Below are 21,568 nucleotides of genomic sequence, written 5' to 3' on the forward strand. Positions count from 1 at the left end.
GTCACCAAGATCAAAGAAACACTAGCTGTTGAGATAATTCTTACCAAATATCAATGCTAAATGTTTAATTTCTTATGGGCTGGTTTGAACTTATGATTTTTAGTTATAGTACCAATGTGATTATAAGTTACTGTTGCTGGTTTAAATTGACTTAAATCTTCCGTCTTAATATAAGTCACAATTAATTCACCATTGGGCACATAGTTATACAGCGGGTAATAATTTTCATAGGTATTAGTACCGTCAACTCTGAATTTAATCGGTGTGCGTCCAATCCAAAAACCTTTATGTTTGCCCTTTGTTTGACCATCTTGCTTCAGGGAAACTGTAAACGTGGCGTCTTCCTTATTACTATATATAATGTTTTCATTAGTTAGCGTTTTACCATATTTATGATCTGATTCACTGTAACCATTATAAGCATTAGCCAAAGAACCATTGTAATCATGAACTACCGCGTGTCCCTTTTTAAGTTGGTAACCATATGGGACCTGGCAATATGCGGCAGGAATAATATATTTTCTTTTGCCATCTTTTTCCTTAATATTACTAATAAAATAGCGCGTTCCGTTGATTGTGCCAGCACCTATAAAGACATCCCAGTCATCAATCCCAGGATCAGACTTAGTTCCTATTAATTTCAGTGATTTAAGATCACGATACGCTTCAACATTGTCGCCTGGAATAAAACTAGCGTACCATTTTCTTTTTTTGATGTAATGGACACCAGACTTTTTAGAAAGTTTCTGGAGCTTGTTATAATCCTTAGTTGTCGCAACCGGTAGTGATTTGGCAGCAACGGTTTGAGAGTTTAAACAAGCTAGTGTAGTAATGCCAGCAGTCAATAACACTCCCGCAATTATGATTTTTTTGAATAATTTGGTTTTCTTCATAGCAAATTGACATCCTTTCTGTAAGATACAGTTTGACCTTTTATAATAAATTATTTACCTGACACTATTAGTTATATAATCAATAATAAAATTAAGCAATATAAAAATTAGATAATAATGATTTTTAATTTTCAATTTTTCGATACAATTTTACCGCTAAAACTGATTACGACACTTAATGCAGAATAGTCCTTAAACTATCATAGCAATATTTTGATAAATTACTGATATTAAAAATTCTAAGCCACTTCCCAGATTTGAACTGGGGACCTCCTCCTTACCACGGCGGTGCTCTACCTTCTGAGCTAAAGTGGCGAATTACATTCAATAAAAAAGCATTCACTTTCCATAAAGCGAATACTTCAAATAATACTATATCTATTCGTCATCTTCAATAAATCTTACAGCAGTACCGTAGGCAACCACTGACTGCATGTCGCCACTGATTGAACCAGAGTCAAAACGCATCATCACAATTGCATCTGCGCCCTTATCCTCTGCAGCTTGACGCAGCCTTTCTAAAGCTTGATTGCGAGAATCTTCCAGCATTTTGGTGTAACTGCGAATTTCACCACCAACAACTGATTTTAATCCTGCACCAAAGTTTTTAACAAAATTTTTGGACTGAGTAGTCAGACCAAATACTTCTCCGATAATTTCGTATTTTTTACCAGGTATATTTTCTGTAGTTGTTATTAAAATTTCTTTTTGTGCCATTTTGCCCTCCTAGCAGTATGGTTATACGTTACTAAATTAATAGTATGAAATCCCATAACTTTTTTGTCAAATTAGTCAAATCAGATTTATTATTTTACAAGCAATTTTAGGAGGCATTAAATTAATCTGAGTTAGGTCTTTGACAGCTACCCAATCAGGCTGATAAACATTTGCATTATTTGAGCGTTCTTTTTCTTCTCCACTAATTTCTGGTGCAGCTATAAAGGAAATTTCAGCATAAAAGAAATGTTCATTTTCTTGACTTTTGTATTCAAATAGCTGGTTTAAGGCAGCTGGTTTTAGTTGAATACTTAGTTCTTCATCAATTTCTCTGATTGCGGTTTCAACTGGGGTTTCATTCCCTTTAGCTCCACCACCAGGAATTACCCAGTAGTCTCGACCATTTTTTAATCTATGAATTAATAAAATCGCATCATTTTCAGAATTATAAAGAATTACACGTGCACGCATATCAACCACTCCTTCCGAAAAAATAATGTTTTCTTATTATACGCTTTTAATTAGAGTTAAAAAAGGGCAGTTGCGAAAATAGCAACTGCCTCTTTTAGATTAATCTTTAATTGTAACTAAAGTATATTTTCTTTTGCCTTTTCTAATAATAACGTATTTACCGTCAAAGGCTTTAGCAGGATCGACCTCAAAGTCAACTGATTGCTCGCGCTCACCATTAACATAAATTGCTCCGTTAACAACATCTTCTCGTGCCTGACGTTTAGAAGATTCAATCTTAGTATTAACTAAGAAGTCTACGATATTTTGGCTCTGAGAAGGTGCTACGGCTGCAGGAGCACTCTTAAGTCCCTGCTCAATCTGTTTAACCGACAAGTTTTTAATATCACCGGAAAACAGGGCGTCTGTGATCATCTCTGCCTCTTTTAGTCCTGCTTCGCCGTGAACAAACTTGGTTACTTCCCTTGCAAGTGTTTTTTGTGCTGTCCGTTTCCATGGTTCGGTTTTTACTTTTTCAGCCAGATCATCAATTTCTTCATGACTTAGGAATGTAAAGTACTTCAAATACTTAACTACGTCACGATCGTCCTGATTGATCCAGAACTGGTAAAATTCGTAAGGACTGGTTTTTTCAGGATCAAGCCAAACAGCTCCACCTGCTGATTTACCAAACTTAGTGCCATCAGCTTTTAACATTAACGGAATTGTTAAACCAAATGCCTGTCTGTCTGGTCCCATTAACTTGTGAATTAAATCAATGCCAGCGGTGATATTGCCCCACTGATCACTGCCACCAATTTGCATTTGGACACCATAATTTTTATTTAACTGGTAAAAATCAATGGCTTGTAAAATTTGGTAGGAGAATTCAGTAAAGGAAATACCATTTTCCAAACGACTGGCAACTACATCTTTATTAATCATGTTATTAACTTGGAAGTGCTTGCCATATTCACGCAAGAATTCAATTAAACTTAATTTATCAAGCCATTCAGCGTTATTAACAATTTGAAAATTGTCAGTGCCAAACAGCTTTTCCATTTGCTTAGTCAGAGCTACCTCGTTTTCATGCAATTTTTCCGCACTAAGAAGCACCCGCTCAGATTTACGCCCAGAAGGATCACCAATTGTTCCGGTACCACCACCTATAACAATCACAGGATGATATCCGGCCAACTGAAATCTTTTTAAGATCATGAAGGGAATAAGATGGCCGATATGAAGGGAATCACCTGTAGGATCGGTACCACAATAAAGGGCTAAATCATCATGTTCTTGTAAATACTTGGTTAAGCCAGCCTCATCGGTTTGCTGGTTAATCGCTCCGCGCCACTTCAAATCTGCTAAAATATCAAAATTTGCCATCTTTTTTCCTCCAATAAAAAAGTCCCCAGATTCATTTTTGAATCTAGGGACGACTAATTACCTTTTCAGCCGTGGTACCACCCACGTTTACACTTAATTACAAGTGCCTTAACTATGGTCTTTACGGGAACCACCCAACTAGTATTTCGCTACTCTTGACCTGTCTAGCTCACACTAACCGCTAGTTCTCTGAACGCTGAATCAAGGTGCTACTTAAAATTGTTATAAATGATAATACTCATTTTTTCTTAATAAGTCAATATAATTTTATTACTTATAGAAGCCTTTAATCTTTAAGCCATATGCTTTACCTGCTGTCATATCATATTGGATAGCTTCATAGTCAGCTAAAATTTCTTGTTGCTTTTTAGTGAGATATTTTGGATCAATTACTTGTCCTTGCCGGCCAATTAATTCGAAGCCCTTATCGCCTTTAAAGTTAATCGTAATTGCCGGCAATTTCTTATGCACTTCAGTTAACAGCGCTTGGTAAGGGGTAACTTTCGAATCAGTCTGTTCTAGCATCATAGCAATAAAGTCACTCGAGCTGACGAAGTTATTAGCCCTACGCGGCAACCTAGTCTTAGCACCATGTTGACGAGCATACTTGTTTGAGTAAATAAAGTAGCGCGTTGAATGCATTTGTACCGGATACTTAGCAGTATAGTTTTGAGAAATAATGCTTGGATAGTGATCGCCATAAAAGACTAGAGTAATAGGCTTTTGAATTTTATCAATCTGCTTGATAAATTGCTCAACTGCCTTGTCAGTATATTGCGTACCCTTGACATAGGTAGCCATTTGATCACGTACTGCTGGAGACTTGAACAACTCTCCCGAAATCTTACCCATGTATTCGTTGTTGGGGTACCAGTTATTGTATGGCATGTGGTTTTGAATTGATATCAGGTTGATAAACTGGCCGCCATTACGTGAATTGATTTCTTTTAGTCCGTTGGCGTAGGTAGTGAAGTCAGAGTTATAACCGCTCTTACCTAGCTTCTTTTGGTCAATAATTTTATATTTTGAACCGACGTAGATAAACTTATCAAACTTAAATCTATGGTAGTCTTCCTGACGTGAGTAGTATGTACCGATAAATGGGTGGACTGCAGATTTATAATCAAAGTTCATCCCTATTGTTGGGTAGAAGTCATAATTTGGCACAATTTGAACGTAAGGGGTCAAAGTAGACTTGAACATACCCATATTCAAACCAGTTAAAGTTTCCCATTCCATGTTGGCAGTACCACCACCATAACCAGCACTCAACATATTACCGTAGGTTGAGCGTGACTTCATCGACTGGATAAATTTAACTGGATTTGGAACATCACGATCGAATCTAATCGTAGGGAAGGTGCTTGGATCAACAAAGCTTTCACTCAGATTAAAGACAATGGTTTGATTCTTCAGATCATTTTTACGTTTCTTATTAATTTTGGCAGCAACTTTTTCATACTTGGTATTTAGTTGCTTAATGCTTGTTTCTGAATAACCTTCAGGCTGATCCATAATTTGCAGGTCAATGTAATTCAAGAAATTAAGGACAGGCCCATTAACCTGAATATCACGCTCTGGGTTACGGAATCTCTGTCTGTTGTCAAAACCGCGATTAATATGATAGATTACGCCACCATCATGGTTAAAACGCAGCGGCGTAACAAATAGTAACAGACTTAACAGTGCCCAAATTCCACGCCGTTTCCATGATCCGCGCTTTTTGATTGGACACTTTAATTCTAAGAAAATATCCAGCGCAATTATTACAACCAATGCAATTAAAATTACAATGACAGTTGTTTTACCAATCATTGGAATCAAGGTTCTCCAGTTGACTATCTCACTTAATTCAGTGGGGTAGATTGGTTCACCACGGAGTAAAAGCTTAATTTTATTTGCGATAGCCCAGCCGATAGCTATCAGACTTACCAGAATATTCGAAGTCCAGTAACGCGTTGTTACGAAATAAAATACTGAGAACAATGCATCTAGAAAAATGGTGGTTAGAATCATGGCAAAGAACTTAGTGCCAAGAAGATAAACTATCGCATTAATCGTTGCCGCCGTGCTTATCTGAATTCGTAAGTTATCGGATTCAATTAGGAAAGAGCCAAAACTTAAAATGTAGAACCAGGCCCAAGTTAGCAGATTAACCCTGTTTTTAATAACAAAGTTGGTAAATATTGCCCAACCCTTTTCACAAATTTTGGCCAGATTAGGTTCATGATCTAAGTAATTGATAATCTTAGCAAATGGATTTATTTGGAACAAATAGCGCTCAAGCAATTGATACCAGACAACCACAATGATTGTCATCACTAGCAGCAAAATCAGCTTGTCAATAATGGATGATCCTGTAAAGCTAAAAGCTCTCATAAATCTGGGTGAAATAGGTGCATCCATGATCATGATTACTGGGATAAAGTAGCGCATCTGCTTTTTGTTAAAAGTTAAGATTAACTTCTTAAACAATAAAAAGACGGCAACCACCAGTAAAAACATAAATGGTGACGTAGGATTATTTAAAAATTCCCTGTTCCAGTCGCCACCACCATTACCGGAAATTATCTGAGACCAGTAAACAGCGTCAAAGCCGGAAACGCCAATCACTACAATGAAGAAGGACAAAAAACCACTGATTAAAGATAATGTCAGCAACTTATTATTGATGGGAACATTGGCTAAAAACATGCCCCAGGCAAAGAAAAGCACTAAGTACAAGCCATAAAACGAGTATTGAAAAGATAAATTACCGGCACTGAGGGCAAAACCTAATAATGTCAGCAAACTTAGTACTAAGAGATTTTGCTTAACAGTTAATTTATGCAAAAAGTCATACAGGTGTGGCTGGATTAGTAAGCAGAAAACCAGGCCGGAGAACAAAACTGAAGTACTGGTAATGATGGGAAACAGCATTCCCCAAACGCGCCACATATTAAAACGGGTTGGAACTATAAAGAAAAAGAAAATGTAGTAAACGATTAAAGTAACACTGGCTAGCAGCCAATATTTAAAGCTTTCACTAACACTTTGCTTTTTCTTGCTGTAAACAGCACCAAATACCATAGGCACTATCATTAAAGTTGCGTTGTGCAACATGTTAGGCATAAAGTGAATAAATGAAAAGTGCGCTCTGGCAGCAAATCCTTTCAAATTAAACATTTGCACTAGCATAAACAGAGTTGCCACCAATAGGAAAATTATCTGAATAGCTTTTAAAGATTTCTTATTTTTATTCATATTCCTAAGTTATATTCCTCACTAAAAATGATGCTGTTGACTATCATGCAATAGACCCAATTTTTTCTTAATTGAGTATAAAACATCAACCTTTTTCCCGTTGCCAGTAAAAAAGTCACGTAGGTCATATCTAAATTTGAAAGTCATGACCAGAGTCATTATTAATAATACGATTCCCGCTTCTTTAACTTTAAAAAGTTCATACAAACTGAACAATATTATAAAAATTATCGGCGGAATCGTCAAATTTTGTAATAGTATCAGTAGTATTAAACAAACTAGAAGTGTCACCGCAGCAGCAGGAGTATCATACAGCGCCGCTACTATCACGGCTACCGTGACGCCCTTTCCCCCGTCAAAATGGTTCCAAAAGGGAAAGCAGTGCCCCAGCTCCAAGCCTAAGCCAGCATACAAAAGAGCAATATTGTCTGAGAAAAGATAGTGTACGATAAGAAGACAGATGAGCGTTTTTAACAAGTCACCAATACAAGTTAATATACCCCATTTTTTCCCAAACACTGCTCCGACATTAGCCGTTCCTGGGTTACCCGAACCCACCTTTGTGGGATCCTCGTGTAAAGCAAAGCGGCAAATAAAAACCGCAAACAGCAAACAGCCGAATCCATATCCGATAGCGATTGACCACAAACGCATTACCAATTGTCGCCTTCTTCCTGGTAACTTTGATCTTGATAATCCTCGTAAATATGATAATCTTGATTTTCAGGATTTTTAAAATCAAACCCTTGAATTTTGTTACGTTTGTTTTGGTAGGTTTCGTTATTGTCTACTGGTACAATAGACAAGCCTAATTCCGTTCGTAAGTAATCTGAAACTCTTTGCAGTTCCTTAGTTGATTGTACTTGATAAGATGCACCGTCAATTGTCGCATTGTGTCCGTGAAGATAATCATTTTTGACATTCTTGGTAGAATCACGGTAGTTAAACGCAATTTGGCGCAGCGCATCAAAGGGCAAATTAGTTTTAATGTTGTTAGAAATTGCGGACAATACTGAATCTAGCCTGGCTAAAGTACTGACTGATACTGACTTCTTGATGATAGTAGTTATCACTTGCCGCTGGCGCTTCTGACGGCCATAATCACCTTCCGGATCATCATAGCGCATACGTGAGTATGCCAGAGCTCCACCGCCACCCATGTGAGTCAATTGATTTTTCTTAAAAATGTAACCACCATACTCAAAACTCAAAGTAGGTTTGATATTAATGCCACCGATATAGCGGATTAATCGCATAATACCTTTCATATTTACCAAAACATAGTATTTGAGAGGCACATTAACTAGTTTAGAAACACTGGCCATGGACATGGCAGCCCCACCAACAGGATAAGCAGCATTAATTTTCTTAACTTGAAATTTTTCTGCTCCTATCATTTGAGCCATTGTGTCTCTTGGTACCGACATCAATGAATAACGCTTTTTCTGCGGATTAACGACAGCAATAATAATAGTATCAGTATTACCTATTTTTTCTTTACGATCAAGTGCCCCGGTATCAGTGCCCATTAGCAATACAGCAAATTTTTTCTTGCCATCAAACTCGCCATTTTTGATCTGCACACTGTTTTGGTCATCGTAGGCATTATCAACTGCATCTTTCGTGCGCAAATAAATATATGCGGAATACGCACCAACCGCCACAGTTAACAGGACTGCAATGCTTAACACCCAAGCTAAAATCCGCTTTCTTCTGTGGTAGTCCTTTGCGTGCAATTCGACCCGACTCTTATGCGGGTGATTCTCGTTGTGATCCATAACTTTTTACTTACCTAAAATCTAGTTACAATGAGTATATTATAGCAAAAAAAACAAACCGACGACGGTTTGTCAATTTTATCTTATTAAAAACATTAATTTGTTTAACTCAATGTTAAGGTCAATGTCAATTCTTCATCACTATCACTGGCAAGACTGGCCTGGTCGATACTGGCTTTAACTTGCTCATGAGCAGCTGTTAACGCGAAATGAGCAGAATCCAAAGTCAAAGTAGTATCGTTTCTACCCAGCTCGAGTTCATTTGCGTTGGTAGTGATTGACCAGCCTGTGAAAACAGGCATTAAGAATTGTAACGAAAATGGCAAATCTTTATGCGAATTGTTTTTTAAATAAAACTTAATATCAATTCTATTTCCCTCCAAAGCATATGTCAGAATTGCCTCAAAATGGTAAGGAAAGTTCTTATAGCTTGAGTTGTCGTCAATTAACGCTAAGCTTACTCTGGAATCTCCCTTATCTACAACTGTCCATGGCAGGATGTCAGCCAGGTTTTCCCCTTGACCTGCTCCCTTAAAAATAATCTCTAATTGTTTTTGCTCATTCTCATCTTTAAAATAATCATTCTGCTTATTTTGGGCAATAAAGTTAACTAACTTGGCACCCTTTTCAGAAATAGAAATTCGCAAAACAGAACTTTCAATCGTTTGCATAATTTACTCCCACACTTTTTTTCTTTCTCAAAAATAGCACTCAAATAATGTTATTGTCAATTTGTATCGAATATCTAAAATGCTTTTGTACATTTAATTAGAGCTTATTGCAAACACTTTTTAGTAAAACAAGCTAAAAGTATTAGCAAAATTTTGTTAGATATATTATAATAGACTTGTTCCCGAGAATTAAAAGAAAGTTTTTGGAACAAGTTAATAAAAAGAGCATCCCAAGAAATTGGGGTGCTTTTTTTGTAAATCAAATTTCATAATTAAGACGATCGCGCGACGCCTCAGTTAAATCTGCAGAAACCGGTGCAACAAAGGAACCATCATCTGGCAACTTAATATCACTAGCTTTGCTAGCCTTCGGCAATACCGCTTTATTGTATAAACGACTCGCAAGTGTATCAGCAGCCATTTTCATTGCTTCACGCAGACCTTGCCCTTCGGTTATTCCCCCTTTAACATCAGGGAAACTAATTACATATATATCATTTTCCAGTGGCTTAAAAATGGCTGGATACGTCACAACTTTATGGTTCATCCTAAACCTCCTCGTTTTGCACTTTCCCTCTACAATAATATACCCAAATAAGTAAAAAGAAGAAAAAATTATTAAAAAATTATTTTTTAAAGCAAAAAAGTGTTGAAAATTTTTATTTTCGACACTTATTTACAAGTTATTATTTATTATTTTTGAATAGTCTCCAGCCACTTAAGATAACAGTAATTAGACAAATTATCATTGAAATAATGAAAACTACATGCATACCATAAATAAAAATTTCAGGTTGCTTGGGTAAATATGCGGTGACTCTAGCTCCTTTTGCTTTGCTCATTGCCGCAAATAATACGGTAGTTGCACTGGAAATACCAATAACCATACCTAGATTACGGGATAAAGAGTTAATACTGCCAGCAACACCTAAATCCTTTTGTTCAACAGAACCCATGACAAGTGAATTATTAGGAGAACTAAAAATGCCGCTTCCCAATCCCATTAAAGCGATGCTGATAATGAACAGCCAAATTGGTGAATTTAAGTTGCACAATGTGTAACCCACCTGGCTGATTAACAGTAAAACCAAACCTATAAATGTGATTAATTTAGGACCTATCTTGTCAGAAAGAGATCCTGCAACAGGAGCGGCAACCAGCTGGACTACAGGTAAGATCATCAAGATATAACCAGTTTGGCTCGGAGGTAAGTGACGCGCATTTTCCAAGTAAAAAGGTGTGACCACATTGAAGAAAAAGTTCGTAATAAAAATTAATAACGCACAGAGCAGACTAACTGAAAAATCCGGATTTTTAAACAATTTGAATTGTAACAATGGATTAGCAGCATGATTTTCCACATAAACAAACCAAATAAAACTTACAAGACCAATTATTAACATTAATAAAACCGGTAAAGAACTGAAACCTAATTGCTGGCCTAAGAAAACACCACCAAATAGAGTAATCATGCCGAAAGCAAAGCTGAACGAGCCCATTTTATCCAGAGGAGCTTTGGTAAAAGTAATGTCTTGTGGTAAAAACTTGGCGCCAATTAATGCAGCAATGATTCCCACTGGCACATTAAGCCAAAAAATATAAGACCAGGACAGGCGACTTAATATTAATCCACCTAAACCGGGACCAGCAATTGAACCCAGAGCAACAAAGGAGCCAATAGTTCCTAACGCTTTTCCCCTTTCTGTAGTGGGAAAAATTTCTGTGATAATACCATTATTTGTAGCCATAGTCATAGCGGCACCAACTGCTTGCAAGGCCCTTGCGCCCAGCAAAAACAATAGATTGATTCTAAAACCTGATAAAAGTGACCCCGCAATAAAAAAGATTGCGCCTAAGCGAAAAATTTTAATCTTGCCCAAGATATCACTTAACTTGCCAAAAAACAAAATAAAGCTGCAGACTACAATTAAGTACAGCGAAACTACCCATTCGGACTGGCTCATTGGAATCCGCAAATCTTTACTGATTACTGGCAAAGCAATATTAACAATTGTGCCATCTAAAGTTGACATGAACGTGAAAAGTCCCACGGCAACCAGAATCCACCAGCGATTCTGTTGTACCTTTTGATTAGTTTGATAGCTTATTCTTTGTGCCATTTTACAAATATCTCCGTTTTTACAAAATTAGTTAGGTACCTTAACAGATTGAATTATACTCCTTTTTTTCTCTCTGCCAAGTAATAAAAACTATTGGCAGTAATTTTTGCAAAACCTAGCAGGTAAAAGAGCCGGCTCTATGATAAATCAATTGGGACAGTTATCCTAAAAAGCTTTATTTTTGCCACTAAAATTGGCGGACAATTAATCTTCTTTTTGGTAATGAGACATAGATGTATTAAAATTAAACTAATAGCAAAGCAAAAGAGGTATGAATCATGAGGATTAAAAAATATTAATTTATAAGATCACTATTAATAACTTCACATACAGAAAGAGAATTAAATGATTGAAAATACTCCCCATAAAACAGAGGCATTTATTGCAGGAGTTAATTTAAATGACCCTAATTTTGAATATTACATGAATGAACTTGCCAATCTTACAGAAGCCGCAAACATGCAGGTTGTAGGACAGACACGACAAAATGCGGAACACATCATAGCTGGTACTTATTTTGGCTTGGGAAAAATAAATGAAATTAAAGATATGGCACGGGGTCTAAAAGCAAAAGTATTAGTACTTAATGATGAGTTAACACCTGTACAAATACGTAATTTAGAAAAACTGACTAAGCTGCGGGTAGTTGATCGCACTGAATTAATCTTAGAAATATTTTCAAATCGCGCTCGGACTAAGCAAGCAAAATTGCAGGTGCAGCTGGCGCAATTACAATATGAATTACCGCGCCTGCATCCCTCTGAGAACTCGTTGGATCAACAACGCGGTAATGGCGGCTCCACTGGTGGTGGTTTTGCCAACCGTGGTGCTGGGGAAACGAAACTGGAATTGAATCGGCGCACAATTGGCAAACAAATTTCTACTATAAAAAGGGAATTACAAACTATTAGTAAACAAGAAGAAATTAAAGCCAAAAGGCGCAATCAAAATCATATCCCTAAAGTAGCACTAGTCGGCTACACTAATGCTGGCAAATCAACCACTATGAATGGGCTGTTAACAGAATTTTCCAAGCATAGTGCTAAACAAGTTTTTGTTAAAAACATGCTGTTTGCTACGTTGGATACAAATGTTCGTCGTATCGACTTAGATAATAATTTTAGCTTTATCCTGTCAGATACAGTTGGTTTTATTTCTAAATTGCCCCATAATCTGATTGAATCTTTTAAAGCTACGCTGCAGGAAGTAAAAGATGCCGATTTATTAATTAACGTCGTTGATGCTTCTGATCCCAATATGATACAGATGATCCGCACCACACAAAACGTGCTTGATGAAATTGGCGTCAAAAACACGCCGATGATTACTGCCTATAATAAGGCTGACAAGTCAGAGCGCAATTATCCGCAAATTGAAGGTAGCGGTATTCTATATTCTGCAATTGATACCAAGTCTATCGCAACCCTTGCTGATTTAATAACCAAGCATATTTTTAGCAGTTATAAGCAAATTAATCTGCTTTTACCCTTATCTGCGGGAAAGATTTTAGCTTACCTGCATGAAAATGCTCAAGTATTAAAAGAAAACTATCAAAATGATGGTATTCATGTTGTTGCGCGTCTTTCACCCCAAGAACAAGCACGCTTAGCCAATTATATTAACTAAAAAAAGATCCTCGCATATTTTATTATTGTGAGAATCTTTTTTCATTTACTCAAAGCTTCTTAGCCTCAAAACTACCATTTTATTATTGAATAACGCGCTTTGCTACACAAGGATAAAAATATGAACTGATTGTCTGTAATACTACTCCCTGTTCTGGTGTTGCAGCACAAACATACTGATTATTGCCAACGTAAATTCCGACATGATAAGGCGCATCTTCGGACCCCCAGAATAAGAGATCACCCGGCTGCAGCTGGTCCAGCGATACAGTCACTCCAACTTTTACTTGGTCAGTCGTTACGCGGGGCAATTGCACGCCACCGACTTGATTATAAACATACTGAACCAGTCCCGAGCAGTCATAATTATCTGGACCATTTCCACCCCAGGCATAACCTTTACCAATTAGACTTTTTGCTAAATTCACAACGTCTTGTGCACGTTTAGAAACATTATCAGCAGAAACTTTATTACTCAAACGTGTTATTGGGGTTACATTAGCGGCACTCTTTGTTTGGATCGCATTATTAAGTTTAGGTACAACTATCTTTTGCTCCTGCGCCTTTGGCTTAGCTGTCTTCTGCTTATTCGGCCCAACTGCTATTTTTTTAGTTTTGCTTTTAGCCTTTTTATTCTTCTTTTTAGTTACTGCACTCTTAACCTGCTCGTGCACAGTTTGTGTATTAGAATCCTGCGTTAAATCTTGCGTGTAACGTGCTTCAATCCATTCACTGTCGCCAATCATGTACCATAATTTACCTTTGCGATCAACAGCCGTTTTGGCAACATTCCATTTACTTTTATTTTTTGCACGAAAACTGATCAGTTGCCCTCCATTATAATCTGTCCATATTTTCACACTCTTATTTGGCAGACAATTGATTTGTATTCTTTTTATAGGTGTCTTAAACGTAGCAGCATCTACAGTTTTTTGCGGTGAAGCAACACCAATTCCGGTTAATGTCAATGCTGCAGCAAGACTCATTTTCCAAAAATTACGCTTCATCAAATCATTTCTCCTTTGGTAGCATAATGTGACCAAAAACTACTATTTAACTTCATTTTAAACGCTTCAGATTTTTAATCAAGTTACACTAATCAAATGGTACTAAAAAAACACTTAGAAGATTTCCTAAGTGTTTTAATTTTTAATATATTCCTATTCAAGAACACGTTTTGCAACTGAAGGATAGAAGTATGAGCTTAAACTATCCTTAACAACACCTTGTGAAGGAGAAGCAGCATGAACATATTGGTTATTGCCAACATAAATACCAACATGATATGGAGCACTTGCTGATCCCCAAAACAGAAGATCGCCAGGCTTTAAGTCCTGTATCGAAACCTGTTTACCTTGTTTAACTTGTGAATAAGTACTACGACTCAGGTTCACGCCAGTAGCTTCACTAAATACATACTGAGCCAAACCTGAACAGTCAAATCCTTGAGGTCCATTGCCACCCCAGGCATATGCTTTGCCCACTTCTGCATTAGCCAAATCCACAACTTTTTCGGCTTGCTTAACAGATTTTTTGGGTTTGACCGACTTTATTTTAACACCAGGTTTGACGGTGTAACGTGCTTGAATCCATTGACCTTCACCAATTTGATACCAGGTTCTGCCTTTTTGGTCAATAGCACTGCTTAAAACATTAACTGTTTTACCGTGTTTTATCCGTTGGCCGGTAAAAGTAGGATTTTCATAGTTATCCCAAATGTTGATACCATAACCGGGAACATAATTGATTTTTACTTTTTTAGTGGCAGCTTTAACATTAGCAGTTGTCAAATTGTTATTGGCTAAACTGGCAACACCTAAGCCAGTGATGGTAAGCGCCGCAGCAGTAGTAAATTTAACTAAGTTACTTTTAATCTTCAAAATCAAAATCCCCCCGTATTCGCATCAAACTATTTATATTAATAAGCTCTACTTCTATATTACAAAATCAATTTTACACGCAAAGTATTACAAAAAGGTTACAGAAATAATACCGGTACGTAAAAAAGCCCTTTCACAAATTTAGCAGTAAAAGGACGCTCAAATTTATTCTATTGTTTAGCAAATTTGGGGAAATTAGAAAAGAGTGCTTAATCTAAAATACGTTTAGCAGCGGAAGGATAAAAATAAGCACTAATTGATTGTTTTAAAACACCTTGGCTTGGCGTAGCAGCATGTACAAACTGGTTATCACCCACATAGATGCCGACATGGTTTGGGGCAGCTGAAGATCCCCAGAAAAGTAAATCACCTTTCTTTAATTTTTTTAGTGAAACCTTTTTACCTTGTAAAACTTGTGAATATGTAGTTCTTGGTAAAATTTTATTTCCAGCTGTCTTGTAGACATATTGTACTAAACCGGAACAGTCAAAAGAATAAGGACCCGCAGCGCCATATACATAGCCTTTGCCAACTTGCTTTTTAGCTAAATTAGCTACAGCTTTGCGCTTCTTGGTTACACTACTAGCACTGACATCATTAGCAGTAGCAGCACTAACTACCGTTACGCTAGTTGCACCAGTGAAAAAGAGGGCAATAACAATTATTAACTTAATTAATCCTTTCGAGTGTCCGTGTTTCAAAATTAAACTCTTTTCTAAATATATTTATTAATTTTAGCAAGCAGAGTTAAAACTACTTATCTATTTCTTCCGACATTTTCTATCTTACTCATTTAATGTTACACATTCGTGTCAAACGAGCTACAAAATGTTAAGAATTTTAATTTGAAACCATTTTACAAAAGTAATTACTCAGACAAGTTACTTACTCAGTTCTTTAACAATATTATCGAGTTGACGCTTAGTCTGATTCCAATCGTCATTAACCAAGATGTGCGCGTATTTTTGTAGAGTTGGCGGCAGGACGTTTAGTTCACTGCCAGTTAACCGTTCTTTAATCTTATTTGGATCGTCTCCACGCTTTATTAAACGTTCAGCCAGCATCTTTTTCGAACTGGCAGTAACGTATAAAAAATAGACCTGTTTTTCTAACTTTGCTAGGTAAGATTGCGCTCCCTTAATGTCGACAATCAAAGATACTAGATCATGATCCTGCCAAGCCTGGTCTAGAGCTTCTTTACTTGAACCATACTGGTAGGAACCGTATTTGACATGTTCAAAAAAATGCAGTTTCTTAAAACTGGCTTCACTTTCAAAGTGATACGATTCTTTTGAACTTTCTCCCGGCCTCATTGGCCGGGTGGTATGGGTCAATACCCTGGGAATGGCGAATGTATTTGCCAAGTATTCTGAAATAGTAGTTTTACCAGCACCACTGGGGCCAGCAATTAAAATTAATTTTTGCAAAATCCGAGCTTCCTTTACTTGAAAACTATTCGCTTTTATAATAATATCTTTCTATTATAGTGAAACATGGCTAAGAGAGGAAGTAAAACTTATTATGAAAAAAGCTGACGTCAAAGCAGATGACATTCTCAGTGCCAAGTCTGATGAAGAACTGACCAAACCATTTGTGGGCAAAGTAGAAAAAATTTATGAAAATTCTGTTCTGCTAAAAATAATCGATTATGATAAAGCTGATAAAACTGCAGTTAGTGACCTCAATCAAAAAATAGTGGTCAACTTTAAGAACTTAAAAACCGTTTCTAAAAAGAAAATGAAGGAAATTCAGGCTTTAGCAAAAAGTGACGTTAAAGTAGAAAAGATCAAAAAATCTGCCACAGAAAAAGCAACTACTGACACAAACAAAGAATAATAACTATTTTTTAATTAAGAAACAGTGATTAATGTTCACTGCTCTTTTTTTTTGCTTTATTTTTGCCTAAAATTAAACCATGAAAATATTTATGATATGGAGAAAAAAGTGAAAGAAAAAGCAAGAACCATTTTATTTTGGTTCATTTTAATACAACCGTTTCTAGATTTATATTGGTTCTATCATGGCACTCTGGCTAATATTTTACCATTTACACTGCCTACAATTATCCGTATTTTTGCAGTGGCGAGCCTGGTTGGCCTTTACTTTAGCTCGCAAAATTCCTGGCAGAAACTATCACAGGAAAAATGGCTACTAATTTATATTATGCTGTTAGTCATCTATTCAGCACTACATTTAATACACGTGCAGCATTTTACCAGCGTGAGTCCCAACAATTATGGTTATTCTCCTAGTGGAGAAATCTTCTATTTAATTAGAATGATATTACCCTTAACAGTGCTATATTTGACTGATGAATTAGATTTTGGATCCCGGCAATTACAAATGGTGATTGAAGGCATTTCGGGACTTTTTTCCGGTACTATTGTACTTTCTAACCTTTTCGTCATTTCTCTGAAATCATACGAAACAGGAACTATCAGTGCCAACATTTTTGAATGGTTCTTTAATCCCAATATCGGTTATTCCCATATGGCATCTAAAGGCTTCTTCAATTTTACCAACATGATTTCAGCCGTCCTCTTTATGTTGTTGCCGCTCATGCTCTACTATCTTTTCACTTCATTTAACTGGCATACCATTTTGTTAAATGTGGTGCAGGCTCTGGCAATGATTGAAATCGGCACTAAAGTTGCTGCTATTGGTCTGATTGGCGGAATAATAATCGGTCTCATCCTGTTTGGCCTACATAAATATCTGATTAAAGATGTAAAAAAGGGCGGCAAAGCGTTTTTAGTTGCTGTCTTAATAGAAGCAGGAGCCCTAGTGATTTTGCCCTTTGGCCCTGCAATTCAGCGTTATAATTATGAAATTTATCTAGCTAAACAGTCTGACCATGATTTAGCGGACGAAAAAAAGGAATTAGCTGCTGGTTTACAAAAATACCCTAATGGCAAAAAAAGAAAAGAGTTTTTGCGTTACTTCATTAAGAAAAATTATCAAGAATATGCGCTTAATCCCAAATTTGTCTTTAAAAGCTATCCTTACCAATATGACCCGGAATTTTGGCTCAAAATTATGAACGAACCGGGCCAGTCGCGCATGGAAAACCGCCAAATTGAAAAGGCTATGCTTAATCAAGTAGTCAAAACCAATAACAACAAACTAGACAAGCTTTTTGGTATTTCTTACATCCGAGAAAACAATATTTTTAATTTAGAACGAGATTTTACTGCCCAAATATATTCCTTAGGCTGGCTGGGAATGCTTTTGTATGTCGGACCATATTTGGCAGTACTAATTTATGGTGCTTACAGGTGGCTCAGATATAAAGCAGCACGGACTTATTTAGTCAGTTCCTTATTACTGGCCAGTTGCTTCATCCTGCTCGCTGCCTTTTCTTCCGGTAATGTGGTTGACTTTTTGACAGCCAGCTTTATTCTCGCCTTCATTGAAGGAAATCTATTAGTTCAAGTTCGTAAAAAGGAAACAATAGCAATATCCAATTAATGTAAAATGTAGATTTATCATAGTTTTAATTTTAGATAAAGGACTAACTGTCACAATCAGACTTAGTTCTTTTATTTTTTAAAAATTTTCTGCCCATTAGAAAACCCCGCAATTTATTCAATTTCGGGGTTTAAACTAAGTTAGTTGCTTAAATTTTATTCTTTATTCATTGTATCTGCTAATTCTTTAAACCATAAGGCACTCCTTTTAACATAACGCTTCTGCGTTTTGAAATCTACATAAAACAGACCATAACGTTTGTTGTAGCCATTCGCCCAGGAAAATTGATCTTGCAGAGACCATACAAAATAGCCTTGGACATTCACTCCTTCAGTGCGAGCTTTTAAAAGGGCTGCGACATGTTGATCAATAAAATCAATTCTGGGAGTGTCATCAATAATCTTATCTGGGCTGACAAATTTATCCTTATAACCTAAACCATTTTCAGTCACATAAATTGTCTTACAGTTAGGATAATCATGACTGATACGCTTTAATGTGTCATAGAGACCCTGTGGGAAAATATTCCAGTCCCAGTCGGTTGTCGGTACCCCCGGCTTTTTGACAGTTTCTCCTACTCCTTTAAACTTAAAGGAAGAAGTACCCTTGTCACCAGTACCGTTAAAGTGATTTTCGCTTTCGCCATGATATGCTTTAATAAACTGATTTTGATAATAATTTAGACCTAAAATATCATTTTGTGATGCAGCTTTAGCGAGAATAGCGAGGTCACCGTCTTGAATATCCAAATGTGCGTTATTTAAACGCAGTATTTCATTAATTGATGCCATGGTATCGTCTGAGTAATAGCCTAAGAACGTCCCATCAAGCAAAAACTTGTTCAAAAACGCATCTTGCAATTTAGCTGCATGTTTATCTTCAGTACTGGTTGATATTGGATATACTGGTTGAATAACATGAATTAGGCCAATTCTACCTGGTAAACCCAGCTCTTTATATAAATTAACTACTCTGGCATGTGCTACTAACTCGTTATGTTCGGCCTGAATCGCACTGGTAACATCAAAATGATGGTTTGGTGGAAAAGTACCGGCAATGTACTGTGAATATGCTAAAGAAATTAGTTCATTAATAGTAAACCAGTTTTTTACCTCTTTAAATTCATTAAAGCAAAACTTGGCATAGTCAACAAAATAATCAATATTCTTGCGATTTAACCAGTCACCATTATCAAATAAAGTTTTAGGACTATCAAAATGATGCAGGCTAACGTAAGGTTCAATGCCATTATCAAGACATTCTTTGAATAATTTATGATAATATTCCACGCCTTTTTGATTTACTTGACCGTAACCCTCAGGAAAAATTCTGGTCCAAGCAATTGAAACGCGCACAGCATTTAAACCATATTTTTTGGCAAGCCCAATGTCTTCTGGATACCGGTTGTAAAAGTCACTAGCAGGATTTGGTGAAAATCTGCCCTGCTTTTCAAGGTAATCATCCCACATCGTTTTGCCTTTACCATCAACTTGAGTGCTACCTTCAACTTGATAAGCGGCAGTGGCACCACCCCACACGAAATCGTGAGGTAATTTTTGTACTCTATTTAGTAAAGTCATTTTATTCTCCTTTATTCAGAAATGTTAGCAATTATCAGGTCCAGACACTTGTCAGCATGTTGTGTCATATCTATATATTGCTTACCAGTAGTCGTAATCATCTTAGCGTTATTCTTATCACATTCCTTTTTCAATTCATCTTTCATCGCATTCATTTGCGGTGCCAAAATAACGATGTCCATTCCTGAAAGCAAATCGTGGTGAGCACCAAATGAAGTAGCAGCCACTGCTAAAGGTAAATTGTTTTCAGCAGCTAACTTGTTTAAGGCTTTGGCTAAAATACCACTGGTACCACCACCAGCACAAAGTACGAGAACATTCAGACTTTTACCATCTTTTGTTTTAGCTAGTGGAATTTTGCTTTCACTTGCAGTTTTATTAGTATTATTTTCAGAAACAGAAGCTGCTAGTTCAGTACTGGTATTAGTAGCAGTTGCATTAGTTGATTCGCTTGTGTCATTAGTTACTTTTGCTGCTTCTTCAGTACATTTTTGCATGTCATATGCTTTAAAGAACGGGTAGTACATGACAACATCAACTACTAGAAGCAATATTGCCAAGATAATTGAACCAATCGAAAAGCCGGTACCCATTATCAAGCCGAGTGTTCCTGGTGTAGTCCAAGGCAAATTGTAAATAAAGCCAGGCATGTGGAAGACATCAACAAATATTTTAAAAAGCCAGACATTGGCAATTGGTGTCAAAATGAAAGGAATAAAGAAGACTGGGTTCAAAATTAATGGTGCACCAAATAAAATTGGCTCATTAACCCCGAACAAAACTGGAATTGATGCAGCACGACCTACTGCTTTTAATTCCTTTGATTTAGACATGAAAGCAAACATTAATGTAATTACTAAAGTAGCACCTGTACCACCTAAAGTAGCAACAAAGTATTGTGTACCTTGAGCCAGAATTCTGTTGGCGCCTGCAATATTACCAGCTTTCCAGGCTGCTAAGTTTAATTCAACATTGCTTAAATAGATAGCAGTAACCGCAGGCTCAACGATTGATGGCCCCTGGATTCCGATAAACCAGAAGAAAGCCATCGCACCATAAACTATTGCCAGACCAAAATAACCGTCTGCTGCGGTAAATAAAGGTGATAAAACTTGAATAATCCAGGCAGCTAGGTTAGTCCCAGTCGCAGCTCTAAAAGCTAATGAAAAGATCCAGAAGAAAAACGTACTAATTGCAAAAGGAATAATGTTTTTAAAGGCTCCCGCAATATTTTGGGGTACAGCATCTGGCAATTTAATCGTAATATTGTGTTTAAAACATTGATAGTATACATTTGGAACTATAAATGCTACCAGAAAGGCACAAATTAGTCCTTTGGTACCAATCATTGCAACTGCAAAATACAGGTTGTTCATTTTATCAGTTAAAGTATCAACAGCTACCAAGACAAAAGAAACCTGTGCGGTAAACTGCACGCCTACAGTTGGAATTTGATCTGTTTTTGGTAAATCCAGATTAAACGAATCGGTTAATGCCTTAGCGACTGATGAAGAAGCCATCAGTGCTAAAACTCCCATGGACATGTTGTAAAACATGTTTAATGCATTAGCTACTTTGGTTGGCCAGGCAAAGTGCCAGATCAAAGGCACGTTGGCTATCAGTAAAAATATACTGGAAAAGATAATTATCGGCATTAAAGCAATAAAGCCATCTCTGACCGCGCGCAAATATTTATTAGCGGCGACTTTTTGAAAGAATGGCTGTGCTTTTTCAATTTGCTTAATTACAGCATTCAT

The 21,568-nt window shown here is 36.7% G+C and carries 19 protein-coding genes and 1 tRNA gene; 3 read left to right on the top strand and 17 right to left on the bottom strand.

Features of this window, described 5'->3' with window-relative positions; all coding sequences use genetic code 11:
- Nucleotides 1-56: 56 nt before the first annotated feature.
- From LDX54_RS07965 to LDX54_RS08015, 11 genes are all read right to left on the bottom strand, one after another.
- The gene (locus LDX54_RS07965; protein WP_110446545.1) at nucleotides 57-893 is read right to left on the bottom strand and encodes a hypothetical protein; all 837 of its coding nucleotides are present in this window, start codon (nucleotides 891-893) and stop codon (nucleotides 57-59) included.
- Between the two features lie 242 nt (nucleotides 894-1,135).
- A tRNA-Thr gene (locus LDX54_RS07970) sits at nucleotides 1,136-1,208 on the bottom strand.
- Between the two features lie 63 nt (nucleotides 1,209-1,271).
- On the bottom strand, nucleotides 1,272-1,610 hold the full coding sequence (locus tag LDX54_RS07975) for a heavy metal-binding domain-containing protein (protein ID WP_265667506.1): 339 nt from the start codon (nucleotides 1,608-1,610) through the stop codon (nucleotides 1,272-1,274).
- Nucleotides 1,611-1,685: 75 nt separating this feature from the next.
- Nucleotides 1,686-2,081, bottom strand: a complete 396-nt coding sequence (locus tag LDX54_RS07980; RefSeq protein WP_174795102.1) for an NUDIX domain-containing protein — start codon at nucleotides 2,079-2,081, stop codon at nucleotides 1,686-1,688.
- Nucleotides 2,082-2,180: 99 nt separating this feature from the next.
- On the bottom strand, nucleotides 2,181-3,446 hold the full coding sequence (gene tyrS / locus LDX54_RS07985) for a tyrosine--tRNA ligase (protein ID WP_265667505.1): 1,266 nt from the start codon (nucleotides 3,444-3,446) through the stop codon (nucleotides 2,181-2,183).
- A gap of 270 nt (nucleotides 3,447-3,716) precedes the next feature.
- A complete protein-coding gene (locus LDX54_RS07990; RefSeq protein WP_265667504.1) occupies nucleotides 3,717-6,689 on the bottom strand; it encodes an alkaline phosphatase family protein in 2,973 nt (990 codons plus the stop codon).
- A gap of 21 nt (nucleotides 6,690-6,710) precedes the next feature.
- Nucleotides 6,711-7,343 carry a glycerol-3-phosphate acyltransferase gene (locus tag LDX54_RS07995; protein ID WP_174795105.1) on the bottom strand — a complete coding sequence of 211 codons (633 nt, stop codon included), beginning with the start codon at nucleotides 7,341-7,343 and terminating at the stop codon, nucleotides 6,711-6,713.
- Nucleotides 7,343-8,467, bottom strand: coding sequence for an LCP family protein (locus LDX54_RS08000; RefSeq protein WP_265667503.1), 1,125 nt, complete (start codon nucleotides 8,465-8,467; stop codon nucleotides 7,343-7,345). Before LDX54_RS08000 ends, LDX54_RS07995 begins: the two co-directional genes overlap by 1 nt.
- 104 nt (nucleotides 8,468-8,571) lie before the next feature.
- Nucleotides 8,572-9,138, bottom strand: a complete 567-nt coding sequence (locus LDX54_RS08005) for an aldose epimerase (RefSeq protein WP_265667502.1) — start codon at nucleotides 9,136-9,138, stop codon at nucleotides 8,572-8,574.
- Nucleotides 9,139-9,397: 259 nt separating this feature from the next.
- Nucleotides 9,398-9,685, bottom strand: a complete 288-nt coding sequence (locus LDX54_RS08010) for a type II toxin-antitoxin system HicB family antitoxin (protein WP_110446552.1) — start codon at nucleotides 9,683-9,685, stop codon at nucleotides 9,398-9,400.
- 139 nt (nucleotides 9,686-9,824) lie between these two features.
- Nucleotides 9,825-11,258 (bottom strand): MFS transporter, encoded by a 1,434-nt coding sequence (locus tag LDX54_RS08015; RefSeq protein ID WP_265667501.1) that lies wholly within the window; start codon nucleotides 11,256-11,258, stop codon nucleotides 9,825-9,827.
- Nucleotides 11,259-11,603: 345 nt separating this feature from the next.
- On the opposite strand from LDX54_RS08015, the gene hflX reads away from it, so the two are divergent.
- Nucleotides 11,604-12,884 (top strand): GTPase HflX, encoded by a 1,281-nt coding sequence (hflX, locus tag LDX54_RS08020; RefSeq protein ID WP_265667500.1) that lies wholly within the window; start codon nucleotides 11,604-11,606, stop codon nucleotides 12,882-12,884.
- An 82-nt stretch (nucleotides 12,885-12,966) separates the two neighbouring features.
- On the opposite strand, the gene LDX54_RS08025 is transcribed toward hflX, so the two are convergent.
- The 4 genes from LDX54_RS08025 to LDX54_RS08040 all read right to left on the bottom strand — a co-directional run bounded on the left by LDX54_RS08025 (nucleotide 12,967) and on the right by LDX54_RS08040 (nucleotide 16,190).
- Nucleotides 12,967-13,890, bottom strand: a complete 924-nt coding sequence (locus LDX54_RS08025) for a C40 family peptidase (RefSeq protein WP_265667499.1) — start codon at nucleotides 13,888-13,890, stop codon at nucleotides 12,967-12,969.
- A 153-nt stretch (nucleotides 13,891-14,043) separates the two neighbouring features.
- Nucleotides 14,044-14,763, bottom strand: a complete 720-nt coding sequence (locus LDX54_RS08030) for a C40 family peptidase (RefSeq protein WP_265667498.1) — start codon at nucleotides 14,761-14,763, stop codon at nucleotides 14,044-14,046.
- Between the two features lie 209 nt (nucleotides 14,764-14,972).
- A complete protein-coding gene (locus LDX54_RS08035) occupies nucleotides 14,973-15,464 on the bottom strand; it encodes an NlpC/P60 family protein (RefSeq protein ID WP_046325494.1) in 492 nt (163 codons plus the stop codon).
- A gap of 180 nt (nucleotides 15,465-15,644) precedes the next feature.
- The gene (locus LDX54_RS08040) at nucleotides 15,645-16,190 is read right to left on the bottom strand and encodes an AAA family ATPase (RefSeq protein ID WP_187156766.1); all 546 of its coding nucleotides are present in this window, start codon (nucleotides 16,188-16,190) and stop codon (nucleotides 15,645-15,647) included.
- Between the two features lie 94 nt (nucleotides 16,191-16,284).
- Here LDX54_RS08040 and LDX54_RS08045 point away from each other — a divergent pair, with 94 nt between their 5' ends.
- Nucleotides 16,285-16,599 (top strand): DUF2187 domain-containing protein, encoded by a 315-nt coding sequence (locus tag LDX54_RS08045; RefSeq protein ID WP_122026482.1) that lies wholly within the window; start codon nucleotides 16,285-16,287, stop codon nucleotides 16,597-16,599.
- 108 nt (nucleotides 16,600-16,707) lie between these two features.
- Nucleotides 16,708-18,231: an O-antigen ligase family protein gene (locus LDX54_RS08050; RefSeq protein WP_265667497.1), complete on the top strand. Its 1,524-nt coding sequence runs from the start codon at nucleotides 16,708-16,710 to the stop codon at nucleotides 18,229-18,231.
- Nucleotides 18,232-18,386: 155 nt separating this feature from the next.
- Here LDX54_RS08050 and lacG read toward each other — a convergent pair whose 3' ends face one another.
- Together lacG and LDX54_RS08060 are read right to left on the bottom strand one after the other, a co-directional pair.
- Nucleotides 18,387-19,811 carry a 6-phospho-beta-galactosidase gene (gene lacG, locus LDX54_RS08055; RefSeq protein WP_265667496.1) on the bottom strand — a complete coding sequence of 475 codons (1,425 nt, stop codon included), beginning with the start codon at nucleotides 19,809-19,811 and terminating at the stop codon, nucleotides 18,387-18,389.
- Between the two features lie 11 nt (nucleotides 19,812-19,822).
- Entirely contained in the window at nucleotides 19,823-21,568 is a 1,746-nt protein-coding gene (locus LDX54_RS08060; RefSeq protein ID WP_265667495.1) for a PTS lactose transporter subunit IIBC, read from the bottom strand.

The sequence above is a fragment of the Lactobacillus sp. IBH004 genome (assembly GCF_026185255.2).
Lineage (GTDB): Bacteria > Bacillota > Bacilli > Lactobacillales > Lactobacillaceae > Lactobacillus > Lactobacillus melliventris.

Excerpts from the sequence above, each read along its gene's own strand:
- LDX54_RS07965 (WP_110446545.1), bottom strand. The coding sequence starts at position 893 with ATGAAGAAAACCAAATTATTCAAAAAAATCATAATTGCGGGAGTGTTA.
- LDX54_RS07975 (WP_265667506.1), bottom strand. The coding sequence starts at position 1,610 with ATGGCACAAAAAGAAATTTTAATAACAACTACAGAAAATATACCTGGT.
- LDX54_RS07980 (WP_174795102.1), bottom strand. The coding sequence starts at position 2,081 with ATGCGTGCACGTGTAATTCTTTATAATTCTGAAAATGATGCGATTTTA.
- tyrS (WP_265667505.1), bottom strand. The coding sequence starts at position 3,446 with ATGGCAAATTTTGATATTTTAGCAGATTTGAAGTGGCGCGGAGCGATT.
- LDX54_RS07990 (WP_265667504.1), bottom strand. The coding sequence starts at position 6,689 with ATGAATAAAAATAAGAAATCTTTAAAAGCTATTCAGATAATTTTCCTA.
- LDX54_RS07995 (WP_174795105.1), bottom strand. The coding sequence starts at position 7,343 with ATGCGTTTGTGGTCAATCGCTATCGGATATGGATTCGGCTGTTTGCTG.
- LDX54_RS08000 (WP_265667503.1), bottom strand. The coding sequence starts at position 8,467 with ATGGATCACAACGAGAATCACCCGCATAAGAGTCGGGTCGAATTGCAC.
- LDX54_RS08005 (WP_265667502.1), bottom strand. The coding sequence starts at position 9,138 with ATGCAAACGATTGAAAGTTCTGTTTTGCGAATTTCTATTTCTGAAAAG.
- LDX54_RS08010 (WP_110446552.1), bottom strand. The coding sequence starts at position 9,685 with ATGAACCATAAAGTTGTGACGTATCCAGCCATTTTTAAGCCACTGGAA.
- LDX54_RS08015 (WP_265667501.1), bottom strand. The coding sequence starts at position 11,258 with ATGGCACAAAGAATAAGCTATCAAACTAATCAAAAGGTACAACAGAAT.
- hflX (WP_265667500.1), top strand. The coding sequence starts at position 11,604 with ATGATTGAAAATACTCCCCATAAAACAGAGGCATTTATTGCAGGAGTT.
- LDX54_RS08025 (WP_265667499.1), bottom strand. The coding sequence starts at position 13,890 with ATGAAGCGTAATTTTTGGAAAATGAGTCTTGCTGCAGCATTGACATTA.
- LDX54_RS08045 (WP_122026482.1), top strand. The coding sequence starts at position 16,285 with ATGAAAAAAGCTGACGTCAAAGCAGATGACATTCTCAGTGCCAAGTCT.
- lacG (WP_265667496.1), bottom strand. The coding sequence starts at position 19,811 with ATGACTTTACTAAATAGAGTACAAAAATTACCTCACGATTTCGTGTGG.
- LDX54_RS08060 (WP_265667495.1), bottom strand. The coding sequence starts at position 21,568 with ATGAATGCTGTAATTAAGCAAATTGAAAAAGCACAGCCATTCTTTCAA.